Origin of the sequence: Veillonella fallax (assembly GCF_020687175.1) — a bacterium.
Classification (GTDB): domain Bacteria; phylum Bacillota; class Negativicutes; order Veillonellales; family Veillonellaceae; genus Veillonella; species Veillonella fallax.
The window spans coordinates 1-12,367 of sequence record NZ_JAJEQD010000014.1 but is presented as its reverse complement, the minus strand read 5'-3'; the positions used below and the strand labels follow the sequence as shown (position 1 = coordinate 12,367).

The following is a 12,367-nucleotide window of genomic DNA, read 5'->3' as shown; positions in this document are numbered from 1 at the left end:
TGCATAGGAGTTAAAGTATGTTTATAGATAGAGCGCGTGTCTTTGTTAAGGCCGGTGACGGTGGGGACGGCATGTCTAGCTTCCGCCGTGAGAAATACGTGCCAAATGGCGGCCCTAGTGGTGGCGACGGTGGTAAAGGGGCAGACGTTATATTTAAAGCGGATAAGAATATTAATACTCTTGTAGACTTTAGATATAAACGTCAGTTTAAAGCACCTGCTGGTGGTAATGGTGAAAGCTCCAACAAGCATGGTCGCGGTTCTGAGCCACTTATTATCCCGGTTCCATTGGGTACTGTAATTAAAGAAGAAGAAACAGGTAAAATTTTCTGTGACCTCGTTAACGACGGCGATACTTTTGTTATTGCTAAAGGTGGTCGTGGTGGCCGTGGTAATGCACGCTTCCAAACAAGTGCTAATCGTGCACCTACATTTGCAGAAAAGGGTGAACCAGGTGAAGAGTTCTGGTTACAACTAGAGCTTAAAGTATTGGCAGATGTTGGTCTATTAGGCTATCCATCTGTTGGTAAGTCTAGTATTTTACGTAAGGTTTCTAAAGCTCAACCAGAGGTAGCTGCTTACCACTTTACTACATTGACACCTGTACTTGGGGTAGTAACAATCCCTGGAGACCGTAGTTTTGTATTAGCCGATATTCCTGGTCTTATTGAAGGAGCTAGCGAAGGTGTTGGCCTAGGGCATAACTTCTTGCGTCACGTAGAACGGACTAACATTTTAATTCACGTCCTTGATGTATCTGGTATGGAAGGTCGCGATCCAAAGGTTGATTTTGATGCTATTAATGAAGAACTTCGTAAATATTCTGAAAAATTAGCCAATAAAAAACAAATTGTTGCACTCAATAAGATTGATATGGTCTTTGATGATACAACAATTCCTGATACAAAAAAATATTTTGAAGATAAAGGATATGAAGTATTCCTTATCAATGCATTAAGCGGTGAAGGCTTACCAGAGCTCATGGAACGAGCTTACTACTATGTAGAAAACTACGAGCCAGAACCAGAAGCAACTGATGATACAGTTGTATACGAAGCAAAACCAGATGTGGAATTCGTTATTACTCGTGGTGATGATGCTGCATTCTATATTACAGGTAAACGTATTGAACGCTTAGTGGCAATGACAAATTTAAGTGATGATCAATCTCTTCGTAGATTCCAACGCATCTGGCGTTTTATGGAGCTCGATGCTAAATTGAAAGAAAAAGGTTGTAAAGACGGTGATGAAGTTGTGATTGGCGATCAACGCTTTACATTCCAAGAGTAGGAGTAATAATGACAGGAAAACAAAAACGGTATTTACGTTCTTTGGCAGCAACAATGCCACCAGTGGTTCAAATTGGTAAAAATGGTTTAGAAAATAGTGTTATTGATAGTGCTCGCGCAGCATTAATGGCTCGTGAATTAATCAAGGTAAAATTACTCAACAATAGCCCTGAAGATAAGACGATTTTCCAAGAGTTAGCTGATATGCTTGGTGCTGAATTAGTCCAAGTTATTGGTTTTAATGGTGTTTTATATAAAGCTAAAAAAGAACCAAAAATTATTCTACCTAAATAAATCGTCATATTACTAACATGTATTATATGGGGTCTTCATAACCTGTTAGCCCTAGGAGGTTATTCTATGCGCAGTGCTATCATCAACGCAAAAAGAATAGTAGTTAAAGTAGGCAGTAGTACGCTTTGTTATGCTAATGGTCATTTAAACCTAGAACGCATTGAACGATTAGTACGCCAACTATCAGATTTAGCTAACCAAGGTAAAGAGGTTATCCTCGTTTCTTCTGGTGCAACAGGTGCTGGACTGGCCCCTTTAGGATTTAAGGAAAAACCTAGAGACCTTGTATTAAAACAAGCTGCTGCAGCAGTAGGACAAGGCATCCTTATTCATATGTATGAGCGTATGTTTCGTGAATATGGTCGTACAGTAGGTCAAATTCTTTTAACAAAAGAAGATAGTACTGGTCGCCATAGTTATCTTAATTTGCGTAATACATTACATACGTTATTGCAACTCAATGTTATTCCTATCATTAATGAAAATGACGTGGTTGCCATTGAAGAATTTAAAATCGGAGATAATGATACTTTATCTGCTACTGTAGCAGGTATTGTAGATGCTGATTTGCTGATTATTTTGTCCGATATTGAAGGCTTATATACAGCTAATCCAGCAACTCATCCAGATGCTACGCTAATAGAAACAGTTTCTGAAATTACTGATGAAACCTATGCTATTGCAGGTGGAGCAGGATCTAATATGGGTACTGGTGGTATGTATACTAAAATTAAAGCGGCTCATATGGCTACAAACTCTGGCGTACCGATGGTAATCACATCTGGTGAAGTGGAAGATTCTGTTCGTCGTGTATGTAAGGGTGAACAAATTGGTACTCTCTTTGAAGCGCATGATGCTGGGCTATCAGGTAAACATCATTGGCTTGCCTTTGGTAAACGATTGAAAGGATCAATCACTATTGATGATGGTTGTGCGCGTGCTGTATTAGATAAAGGGGCGAGCATTTTACCAGCTGGTATTATTGATGTAGATGGGTCATTTGGACCTGGTGATACAATTTCTATTTATCATGATGGTAAAGAAATTGGCCGTGGACTTATCAACTATGGCATTGAAGATATGAAGGCCATTAAAGGTCATAATACAAATGATATAGCTCAAATTTTAGGTATTAATACAACCTATGATGAAGCAGTACATCGTAATAATCTAGTTTTATTACATTGAGGATATCCTATGAACCAGTATGAAGAAATTTGTAAAGATATGGGTCAAAGAGCTAAAGCGGCATCCTTTGAATTAGCTCAAATTGATCAAGGTACATTAGATTCTGCATTATTAGCAATCGCTGATGCTGTAGAAGCACAAGCCGATGAAATCATGGCTGCTAATAAGTTAGACTTAGATAAATCTGGCGATTATAATGTGCCTCAAACCATGATAGATCGATTAACATTGACACCTAGCCGCATTTCTCAAATGGCTGAAGGTGTTCGTCAAGTGGCTACTCTTGAAAGTCCAGTAGGTTCGGTTATAGAAACAATTACACGTCCTAACGGTTTGACTATTGAAAAAAGAGCGGTACCTTTTGGTGTCATTGGCATTATATTTGAAGCTCGTCCAAATGTAACAATTGATGCTGGTGTGCTTTGTTTAAAAACATCGAATGCTACGATACTGCGTGGTGGTAAGGAGGCCTTCCATACCAACCAAATTATCGTGACTATTATGCGTAATACCTTAGAATCTTTAGGAATTACGCCAGATGCAATTCAACTTGTGGAAGTTCTTGATCGGGATATGGTTGGTGTATTATTACACCAACGTGAATATATTGATGTCATCATTCCTCGTGGTGGAGCCGGACTGATTCGTCGTGTTGTAGATGAAAGTAGTATTCCTGTTATTGAAACTGGTAGTGGTGTATGTCATACATATATAGATGAATATGCTAATCTCGATATGGCATTAGAAATTGCAATCAATGCAAAGGTACAACGTCCGTCTGTATGTAACTCTATGGAAACATTGCTAGTTCACCAAGCGGTGGCCGGTGAGTTTTTACCACGTCTTGATGAGGCTCTACAAGAATATGGTGTCCGAATTCACGGTGATACAGCTGTAGCTCAATATATGGAGAATACAATTCCTTTAACAGATGATTCCTTCCATACTGAATATAACGATATGGACTTAAATGTACGTATTGTTGAAAATCTTGAAGAAGCCATTAATCATGTTAATTGTTATTCTACACATCACTCAGAGGCTATCGTAACAGATGAACCGATGCGTGCAAGAGTATTCATGAACTTAGTAGATTGTTCTACTGTGTATCATAATGCTTCTACGCGTTTTACTGATGGTTTTGAATTTGGTTTTGGTGCTGAAATCGGTATTAGTACTCAAAAGCTCCATGCTCGTGGGCCAATGGGATTACAAGCACTAACATCATATAAATACTTTGTATTTGGAGAAGGCCAAGTTCGAAAGTGAAGACAGTATATTACTTAATAAGGGCATACTACAGATATATTCATACCCCAAAAGGTCGATACGAATGGATATCCTATGGAAAAGCACTGCTCTTATTTATCATTATTTGTGTCATTGTCATTAAGGGTGTGACATTATTATGGTAGAGAAACGTCGTATAGGTATCATAGGTGGAACATTTAATCCTATCCATTTAGGGCATCTAATGATTGCTGAAGTGGCTTGTGAAAGTTTTAACCTTGAGAAGGTTATTTTTGTGCCAGCACGGATACCACCTCATAAGCAACATGATGTAATAGATAGCCATCATCGATATGCTATGACAGCAGCGGCTGTGTCAGATAATCCAAATTTTGAAATTTCTGATGTAGAAATGCGTCGAGAAGGCCCTTCGTATACAGTTGATACGATTCAACATTTTAAGGTGATCTATGGACCAAATGTTGAATTTTACTTTATAGCTGGAACCGATACAATTCGTGCGTTGCCAACGTGGAAATTTATTGAGGAATTATTAGATGAGGTCCACTTTATTGGCGCTACAAGACCTGATGGATCTAGTGCTATTGATGAAACATTAGATATTTTAGGACCAAAAGCACGAGAAAAAATACATCTTATGGAGGTTCCTGAGATGAAATTATCTGCTACGTATTTGCGAGAGCGGTTACGTTCTGGAAAAACTGTTCGGTACATGTTGCCTAAATGTGTAGTGGAGTATATAGAAGAAAACCATATTTATGGGAAGGAATAAAGGATGTTATCATTTGATGAAATACAAGTTAGCGTGAGTCAATGGTTGAGTAAAAAACGTTTTAAGCATACTCTTGGCGTTGTTGAATCAGCCACTCATTTAGCTGAGCTTTATGGCGTTGATGTGGAAAAGGCTAGATTAGCCGCATTGTTGCATGATTGCGCAAAGGAGCTTTCGCTGAAGGAAATGCAAAAGCTAGTTAGTGCTGAATCTTATGAGGCTGATCAAGAATTATTAAGCAATGGTAATCTTTTACATGGACTAGCCGGTATGATTCGTGCTAAACAAGAATTTTCCATATCTGATAATGAGGTTTTGGAAGCCATTAGGGTTCATACGACTGGTAAGGTACATATGTCTAAACTAGATAAAGTTATATTCTTAGCAGACTATATAGAACCTAATCGAGATTTTCCAGGTGTTGATGAATTGCGTAAAGTAGCGGATCAAAATTTAGATAAAGCTGTATTGCTTGGTTTTGATAACACTATTATTCATCTTATTGAGCAAAAACAATCTATTTATCCTTTGACCATTCTTGGTCGTAATGATGTGTTACAATCTTGTAAATAATGGAGTTTATATATGGAAGAACGTGAACGAGCAAGAGCTCGCCGTCGAAGAAGAAGACGTCAACAAAAGTCATCTGTTAAATGGCCTAGAATTATATTAGCTATTATTGTACTAGTAGCATTACTTGGCGGTATAGGATACGGTTTGTATACTGGTGTATCTTATGCATATAGAGCTATTGTAGGTACTACCGAATCAACTGATGCATCTGGAGATAATGGAAATAAACAAGATGGTAATACTGTATCTGTAGAGCAAAAAGGCTTAGATAAACCGTTATATATTCTTGTTGTCGGTACTGATGATAATAATCCAAGTCAAAGTGATAGCTTATTCTTGTTGTCTATTAATTTAGATCAAAAGACTATGGATGTTATTGGCATCCCTAGTAATAGTAAAATTGATAACAGAGATCAGACTGATGCAACAATGCTCAATAGCATCTATGAAAAAGGTGGTATTGATTTAACAAAAGCTGTTATTGAAGATATGTTCCATATTTCTATACCATATTATGTTGTAGTTAACCAAAATGCTTTCAAAAAAACGAATGATGTATTAGGAAATCAACAAATCTATGTAGAACAAAATATGGAACACGTGGATGCAGACGGAAATAAAGATATCGATTTGCAACGAGGCTATCAAACATTAGATAGTGATAAAGCATTGGCTTATTTAAGATATTCTGATCCAAAACATGATACATTTACACGTGTACAACGACAAGAACGCTTTTTAAAACTATGGGTAGAAGAAGAGCATAATGCATTCTTCTTAACAAATGCATGGCATATTTGGCGAATTTGGGATCATTATGATAGCAATATTTCTACATTAGATGCTATTAAGCTTGTGTATAATGCTAGCAAAATCAATAAGGAAGAAATCCATTTCTACATTCTTCCTGGCGAAAAAGAGCTAGTAGGAGATATGACATATTGGAAGGTAAATCCTACGGAAGCACAACGATTAGTAGGCATTACGATGGGAAATTTACCAGCTAATGAAATGACACAATTTGTAACAGCTCCAACTAATAGTACAGCCAAGGTTGCGCCTGAATCAGAACATAATGGTGGGACTATTACAAAGCCAACAGAACCTGGTGATGAGAGTAGTAAAAAACGGTAAAAGGGGAATAGTATGAAAAATAAAGAAGAAATTAAAGAAATCGTATTACAATTAGCACAAGCTGCTTTCGATAAAAAAGGTAGAGATATTGAAATCCTCGATTTAGAAGGTGTATCTATGTTAGGTGATTACTTCCTAATTGCTAGTGCGAATAATATCAAGCAATCTCAAAGTATTGCTGATGAAATGGAAGATAAAGCAGCAGAATTGGGCATGACAGTCAACCACAGAGAAGGTTACCGTGAAGGGGAATGGATTTTACTTGATTTTGGCGATGTTATTTGTCATGTCTTTGGTGGTGATGAATTGCGTGAATTCTACGGTTTAGAAGAGTTGTGGAATGATGCAGTTCGAGTTCCATTTGAAGGAGTATAATATGGCTACAGAATTGTTGGAAAATACAATTGCCACATTAAAAGTATTGCGTACTAGTGACCAAGGGGCCTTTCTAGATGGTCAAACAGGCAATACAAATGATGATATTTTGCTTCATAAGGATCAACAAACATCTCCAGTTGCTATTGGTGATGAGGTAGAGGTATTTTTATATCGCGATCCAAAAGGACGTTTAACTGCGTCTATGCGTTTACCTGCGATGAAGGTAGGTCAAATTGGCTATGTTGAGGTAATCAACACTACAAACTTTGGCTGTTTCGTTGAGGTTGGCACTGAGCGTGGTATCTTTATGCCACATGCTGAGATGCGTGGACGTCCTCAAGTTGGTGAAAAGGTTTGGGTTCGCCTATATACTGATAAATCTGGTCGATTTGCAGTATCTATGGATGTAGATGATGAAATGCGTCGTGCTTCTAAGGCCGCTACAGAGGCTAAGGTAGGACAACTAGTTAAGGGTGTTATTTATAACTTAACTAGTGATGGGGCATTCTTTATTACTCCAGAACGATGGATAGCCTTTTTACATCGCTCAGAAATGACGAGAAAACTAAAGGTTGGGGAGATGGTTGAAGGTCGCGTTACCTTTAAACGTGATGATGGCCGAATCAATGTATCTATGCGCCCTACCAAGGAAAAGGCCCTCATATCTGATGGAGACATTATAATGGAGTACCTTCTTAATCGTGGAGGCAAGATGCCATATAGCGATGAATCTTCTGCGATGTTGATTAAAGATAAATTTAATATCAGTAAAGCTGCCTTTAAGCGTGCTTTAGGGCATTTGATGAAAGAGAAAAAAATTGTTCAAGATAATGGTTGGACATTGTTAACTGAAACAGGACGTCAATGGACACCTCCTGTTGGTAATGAATCACAAGAAGAGGAATAAAGGCGATGAAAATTGTCATTGTAGGTGCTGGTAAGGTTGGCTATTCCTTGGCACAACGCTTGATACAAGATAATCATGATGTATATGTAATTGATCGTTCTCCAGAACGTATACAAAATCTTGAAAATACACTAGATGTTAGCCTTGTTCAAGGAAATGGCAGTGATATACAATTGCTCAACGAAATCGGTATGGATGATGTAGGAATGTTTATTGCTGTTACCGATTCTGATGAAGTAAATATGTTATCTTGTTCTGTAGCTAAAATTACAGGTGTTCCTACAACGATTGCTCGTGTGCGAGATAATACCGTAGCAGAACATATGGATGATGAGATGCGTGCTAAATTAGGGGTCGATTTATTTATCAATCCTGAAATGGTTACGGCTCAAGAGCTTTTACAAATTCTAGAGACTCCATCAGCTATTGATGTAGAAGATTTTGGCCAAGGTACTGTACGCCTTATGGAATTTAAGATTACAGATGATATTCCATTAATAGGTCAACCTTTAAAAGAAATTAAATTCCCTGAAGGTGTTTTACTAGTAGGGGTTTTACGTTATGGTGAAATGATTATTCCCCATGGTGAAAGTATTCTACAAGTTGATGACAGTGTATTCTTCTTAGGCTTAAAAGAGTCTGTTGAAGAAGTGGAAAATCTTTGGTTCCATAATCACACTACATTTTATAAACGGGCTGTTATCATTGGGGCTGGTCTATTAGGTAGAAATCTAACAGTTCTTTTAGAACAAGCTGGATTCTCTGTTAAGGTCATTGAAAAAGATTTTAACCGCTGTGAAAAACTTGCTAATCTTGTGGATAAGTCCATGGTTATCAATGGAGATGCTACAGACTTTGACCTTTTAGAAGCAGAAGAAATTGCAGATAGTGATGTTATAATTGCTGTTACAGATGATGATAAGCTCAACTTGCTCGTTGCTCTTGTAGGCAAGCATATGGGCATACCAAAGACAGTTGTGCGCGTAGGTCGACCTGAATACATTATGCTTATGGAACAAGTGGGGATTGATGTCGTATTCTCGCCACGTTTATTTACAGCGAGTCAAATTTTACGTTTCGTGCGTAGTGGAGAAGGTGTTTTATCTATTTCGACCTTTGAAGGTGGAAAAGCGGAATCTATAGAGGTTGCCATTACAAGTGAATCACCTGTGGCTGGTAAACAATTAAAGGACATCCGTTTACCAGGGAAGGCGTTAGTTGGTGTAATTTTACGTGGTGATGAAGCTATCGTACCACGTGGTAATACTGAAATCTTAGATGGAGATCACATTGTTCTATTTGCGTTACCTGAATCTGTAAGTAAATTACTTAAATATCTTACTTAGTATGGAGGGACTATGCGCATTCAAATTGTCATGTCCTTAGTGGGGCGATTATTATATATCTTTGGGATTTTTACATTAATTCCTTTTATATATGGTATTGTATTTGAAACTGCATATTGGTCGTTTTTGGTTACTACTGGTATTTCATTTGGCTTAGGTGGACTTTTATCCTATTATGGTCATGAAACTCAAAGCTTTAGTCTTCGTGATGGGTTTTTAGTTGTATCAGCTACATGGATATTAACTATTATCTTAGGTTCCTTACCATTTATTCTCAGTGGTATATTAACTAATGTATTTGATGCTCTATTTGAAGCTACATCAGGGATTACAGCAACTGGTGCTACAATTATTAATAGCGTAGATGATTTACCTAAGACATATGTTTTATGGCGTGGACTAATGCACTGGATTGGTGGGATGGGGATTATTGTCCTTATCTTATCGTTCTTAAAGAACTTAGGTGCAGATGCAGCTCATATGTTTAATGCAGAAGCATCGGTACCAAAACCTGGTGTTGTTATGCCCCGTATTCAATCAATGGCCTCTAAACTTTGGCGTTTATATGTTGCTTTTACCGCCATTTGTTTCGTTATGCTATGGGCTGGTGGTATAGAGCCTTTTGATGCATTAAATTATGCATTTTCCATTATTGCTACAGGTGGTTTTGCACCTACATCTGCAGGTACATTTATTTATGAACAAAGCAACTATATCTGTTTTGTATTTATATTTTTCATGATACTTGCTGGTGGTAATTTTGCAGTATATTATAATGCACTGCAAAGAGGCATTCGTGTTTTGATTGATGATTTTGAAACACGTATGTATTGGCTAGTTATTTTTATTGGAATTGCTATAATATCAATTTCGATGGCAGTACAATCAAATATTAATGATCCAATTCAAATCTTTAGAGATGTTTCCTTTAATTATGTATCGATTCAAACTGGTAGTGGATTTGCTGTAAGCGATTATGATTTATGGCCAGCCGCGGCACAGATGATGTTATTTATTTCATCATTTTTTGGTGGTTGTAGTGGTTCTACAACAGGGGGCGTAAAAATTATTCGCCTCATTATTTTAATTAAGAGCAGCATTATTTATTTAAGAAAATCAATTCATCCTGAGATGGTACAAGTCGTGCGCATTAATGGTAAACCGATGCCTACTAAATGGATACAGATGGCACAGCAATTTTTATTTTTATATTTAATGATTTACGTTATATCTGTTTTCCTTATGACTTGTTCTGGAATGTCTACTTATGATGCGATGCAAATTATAACAGCTTTTCTTAGTAATGTAGGCATTGGATTTGGTGGTTTTGGGCCTACAGATGCCTTTGGTAGTATGTCTGATGGTGCTAAATGCGTAGCAATGGCAGACATGTTATTAGGTCGTTTGGAATTATTTACAATTCTTGTTATGCTTCATCCTCAATTCTGGGAAGGGTATTTTATAAAAAAACAATCTACTAAACGGTATCGTATCCTATAGGAGGGCGAATAATATGAATATTATAAAACGCCCTCTAGGGCTTTATAAAGCAAATTGTTATGTATTAATTAAAGATGGAAAATCTCTTATTATTGATCCCGGGTTTCATAGTAAGCATATAATTGAAATGGTAGGAGATTCTGAGCCTATAGCAGTATTATTAACACATGGTCATTGTGATCATGTATCGGCTCTTGATGAGGTTTGTGAGTATTATAATATTCCTGCTTATTTACATCCTTTGGATCAAGAGTTATTACAACTAATCCGACGTAGACCTAGTGTATATAAAAAGAAGATGTACACGAATTGTAAAGATTTAGTGGCTGGTAAATTAGAAGTAGGGCCTTTTAAAATAATCGTACATCATACACCAGGCCATAGTGCTGGCTCAGTTTGTTTGGAGATTGGTGGACATCTTTTTTCTGGAGATACTTTATTCAAACAAAATGTAGGAAATACCGACAACTATAAGAGTAATCCCCATGATTTAATCATTAGTTTGAAGCATATATTAACGTTGTCAAAGAATTTAATCGTCGAACCAGGACATAAAGAATCTACAACATTAAAAGATGAAGAAGAATTCATCAAAAATATTGTAGGATAGTGTTGACAAAAGTCCTGATAACCGATATACTAAGCAAGTACTTTGGATACGGCCCCGTGGTGTAGCGGTTAACATGTCGCCCTGTCACGGCGAAGATCGTCAGTTCAAATCTGATCGGGGTCGCCATTCATGCCTCGGTAGCTCAGTTGGTAGAGCAACGGACTGAAAATCCGTGTGTCGACAGTTCGATTCTGTCCTGAGGCACCATGTACATGCGGGAATAGCTCAGCGGTAGAGCACCGCCTTGCCAAGGCGGGGGTCGCGAGTTCGAATCTCGTTTCCCGCTCCAATTTTATATGGCGGCATAGCCAAGCGGTAAGGCAGAGGTCTGCAAAACCTTTATTCCCCAGTTCGATTCTGGGTGCCGCCTCCACAATCGTTACCCATGCCGGGGTGGCGGAACAGGCAGACGCAACGGACTTAAAATCCGTCGGTTGGAAACAACCGTACCGGTTCGATTCCGGTCCTCGGCACCAATTAAGACTAACTTCGGTTAGTCTTTTTTCTTATGTAAATCTAGATTTTAAATGTGTATAATTTAAAAATATGAGAGTGCGTTTGTTATTAGAATGGCATATTTCAAATACGATTATCTATGTTTAATAAAGTTATGAATAATAAAGCAAAATTATTAATTAGTGAATGTCTATGTGGCGTATCCTGTCGTTATGATGGAAAAGATAATCTTATAGAACAGTTACCGCTGTTAAAGGATACTTTTGATCTGGTATCCGTATGTCCAGAAGTATTAGGTGGGCTTAGCACACCTCGTGATCCTGCGGAACGACAAGGTAAACGTGTATGTACGGCTAATGGAACTGATGTAACCACAGAATTTCATAAAGGAGCTCAAATTGCATTGCATATAGCAATGCAACAGGGATGTAAGCAGGCTCTAATGAAAGCAAAAAGTCCTAGTTGCGGTTATAAGCGTATTTATGATGGTACCTTTAGTAAAACCCTGCGAGAGGGGCACGGATGTACTGTAGAGGCCTTATTAATGAATAATATAGAGGTTTATACGGAAGAAGATATTCACCTATTAATGGAATCATAACCACCCGTAGAACGGGTGGTTTGCTCTGACCCTATAAGGGTCTTTCTCTAGTGGCGGCCCTCTAAAGAG

General features: G+C 37.8%; 13 protein-coding genes and 5 tRNA genes. All 18 read left to right on the top strand.

Features of this window, described 5'->3' with window-relative positions; genetic code table 11:
* The first annotated feature begins 17 nt into the window (after window positions 1–17).
* The gene (gene obgE / locus LKD20_RS07255; protein WP_227721313.1) at window positions 18–1,289 is read left to right on the top strand and encodes a GTPase ObgE; all 1,272 of its coding nucleotides are present in this window, start codon (window positions 18–20) and stop codon (window positions 1,287–1,289) included.
* An 8-nt stretch (window positions 1,290–1,297) separates the two neighbouring features.
* Window positions 1,298–1,582, top strand: coding sequence for a ribosome assembly RNA-binding protein YhbY (gene yhbY / locus LKD20_RS07250; RefSeq protein ID WP_005386817.1), 285 nt, complete (start codon window positions 1,298–1,300; stop codon window positions 1,580–1,582).
* Window positions 1,583–1,648: 66 nt separating this feature from the next.
* The gene (proB, locus tag LKD20_RS07245; RefSeq protein WP_227721312.1) at window positions 1,649–2,770 is read left to right on the top strand and encodes a glutamate 5-kinase; all 1,122 of its coding nucleotides are present in this window, start codon (window positions 1,649–1,651) and stop codon (window positions 2,768–2,770) included.
* 9 nt (window positions 2,771–2,779) lie between these two features.
* On the top strand, window positions 2,780–4,039 hold the full coding sequence (locus tag LKD20_RS07240; protein WP_227721311.1) for a glutamate-5-semialdehyde dehydrogenase: 1,260 nt from the start codon (window positions 2,780–2,782) through the stop codon (window positions 4,037–4,039).
* 139 nt (window positions 4,040–4,178) lie between these two features.
* Window positions 4,179–4,793 (top strand): nicotinate-nucleotide adenylyltransferase, encoded by a 615-nt coding sequence (nadD, locus tag LKD20_RS07235; RefSeq protein ID WP_119206729.1) that lies wholly within the window; start codon window positions 4,179–4,181, stop codon window positions 4,791–4,793.
* A 3-nt stretch (window positions 4,794–4,796) separates the two neighbouring features.
* Complete coding sequence (yqeK, locus tag LKD20_RS07230) at window positions 4,797–5,366, top strand: bis(5'-nucleosyl)-tetraphosphatase (symmetrical) YqeK (protein ID WP_005386810.1); 570 nt, start codon at window positions 4,797–4,799, stop codon at window positions 5,364–5,366.
* Window positions 5,367–5,378: 12 nt separating this feature from the next.
* The gene (locus tag LKD20_RS07225; protein ID WP_005386809.1) at window positions 5,379–6,500 is read left to right on the top strand and encodes an LCP family protein; all 1,122 of its coding nucleotides are present in this window, start codon (window positions 5,379–5,381) and stop codon (window positions 6,498–6,500) included.
* Between the two features lie 12 nt (window positions 6,501–6,512).
* A complete protein-coding gene (gene rsfS, locus LKD20_RS07220; protein WP_005386808.1) occupies window positions 6,513–6,875 on the top strand; it encodes a ribosome silencing factor in 363 nt (120 codons plus the stop codon).
* A gap of 1 nt (window position 6,876) precedes the next feature.
* Window positions 6,877–7,785, top strand: a complete 909-nt coding sequence (locus LKD20_RS07215; RefSeq protein WP_227721310.1) for a CvfB family protein — start codon at window positions 6,877–6,879, stop codon at window positions 7,783–7,785.
* Window positions 7,786–7,790: 5 nt separating this feature from the next.
* Entirely contained in the window at window positions 7,791–9,131 is a 1,341-nt protein-coding gene (gene trkA, locus LKD20_RS07210) for a Trk system potassium transporter TrkA (RefSeq protein ID WP_060924664.1), read from the top strand.
* Window positions 9,132–9,143: 12 nt separating this feature from the next.
* Window positions 9,144–10,631: a TrkH family potassium uptake protein gene (locus LKD20_RS07205; protein WP_156719762.1), complete on the top strand. Its 1,488-nt coding sequence runs from the start codon at window positions 9,144–9,146 to the stop codon at window positions 10,629–10,631.
* 13 nt (window positions 10,632–10,644) lie between these two features.
* Window positions 10,645–11,241: an MBL fold metallo-hydrolase gene (locus LKD20_RS07200; protein WP_213467790.1), complete on the top strand. Its 597-nt coding sequence runs from the start codon at window positions 10,645–10,647 to the stop codon at window positions 11,239–11,241.
* A 50-nt stretch (window positions 11,242–11,291) separates the two neighbouring features.
* Window positions 11,292–11,367 (top strand) — tRNA-Asp (locus LKD20_RS07195).
* Window positions 11,368–11,372: 5 nt separating this feature from the next.
* Window positions 11,373–11,448 (top strand) — tRNA-Phe (locus LKD20_RS07190).
* A gap of 7 nt (window positions 11,449–11,455) precedes the next feature.
* Window positions 11,456–11,530, top strand: a tRNA-Gly gene (locus tag LKD20_RS07185).
* A 9-nt stretch (window positions 11,531–11,539) separates the two neighbouring features.
* Window positions 11,540–11,614 (top strand) — tRNA-Cys (locus tag LKD20_RS07180).
* A gap of 14 nt (window positions 11,615–11,628) precedes the next feature.
* Window positions 11,629–11,717: transfer RNA gene (locus LKD20_RS07175), tRNA-Leu, on the top strand.
* A 134-nt stretch (window positions 11,718–11,851) separates the two neighbouring features.
* The gene (locus LKD20_RS07170; protein WP_432049328.1) at window positions 11,852–12,298 is read left to right on the top strand and encodes a 2-thiouracil desulfurase family protein; all 447 of its coding nucleotides are present in this window, start codon (window positions 11,852–11,854) and stop codon (window positions 12,296–12,298) included.
* Window positions 12,299–12,367 lie beyond the last annotated feature (69 nt).

What these genes read in the sequence shown, in the direction of transcription:
- obgE (WP_227721313.1), top strand. Translation starts at nt 18, where the DNA reads ATGTTTATAGATAGAGCGCGTGTCTTTGTTAAGGCCGGTGACGGTGGG.
- yhbY (WP_005386817.1), top strand. Translation starts at nt 1,298, where the DNA reads ATGACAGGAAAACAAAAACGGTATTTACGTTCTTTGGCAGCAACAATG.
- proB (WP_227721312.1), top strand. Translation starts at nt 1,649, where the DNA reads ATGCGCAGTGCTATCATCAACGCAAAAAGAATAGTAGTTAAAGTAGGC.
- LKD20_RS07240 (WP_227721311.1), top strand. Translation starts at nt 2,780, where the DNA reads ATGAACCAGTATGAAGAAATTTGTAAAGATATGGGTCAAAGAGCTAAA.
- nadD (WP_119206729.1), top strand. Translation starts at nt 4,179, where the DNA reads ATGGTAGAGAAACGTCGTATAGGTATCATAGGTGGAACATTTAATCCT.
- yqeK (WP_005386810.1), top strand. Translation starts at nt 4,797, where the DNA reads ATGTTATCATTTGATGAAATACAAGTTAGCGTGAGTCAATGGTTGAGT.
- LKD20_RS07225 (WP_005386809.1), top strand. Translation starts at nt 5,379, where the DNA reads ATGGAAGAACGTGAACGAGCAAGAGCTCGCCGTCGAAGAAGAAGACGT.
- rsfS (WP_005386808.1), top strand. Translation starts at nt 6,513, where the DNA reads ATGAAAAATAAAGAAGAAATTAAAGAAATCGTATTACAATTAGCACAA.
- LKD20_RS07215 (WP_227721310.1), top strand. Translation starts at nt 6,877, where the DNA reads ATGGCTACAGAATTGTTGGAAAATACAATTGCCACATTAAAAGTATTG.
- trkA (WP_060924664.1), top strand. Translation starts at nt 7,791, where the DNA reads ATGAAAATTGTCATTGTAGGTGCTGGTAAGGTTGGCTATTCCTTGGCA.
- LKD20_RS07205 (WP_156719762.1), top strand. Translation starts at nt 9,144, where the DNA reads ATGCGCATTCAAATTGTCATGTCCTTAGTGGGGCGATTATTATATATC.
- LKD20_RS07200 (WP_213467790.1), top strand. Translation starts at nt 10,645, where the DNA reads ATGAATATTATAAAACGCCCTCTAGGGCTTTATAAAGCAAATTGTTAT.
- LKD20_RS07170 (WP_432049328.1), top strand. Translation starts at nt 11,852, where the DNA reads ATGAATAATAAAGCAAAATTATTAATTAGTGAATGTCTATGTGGCGTA.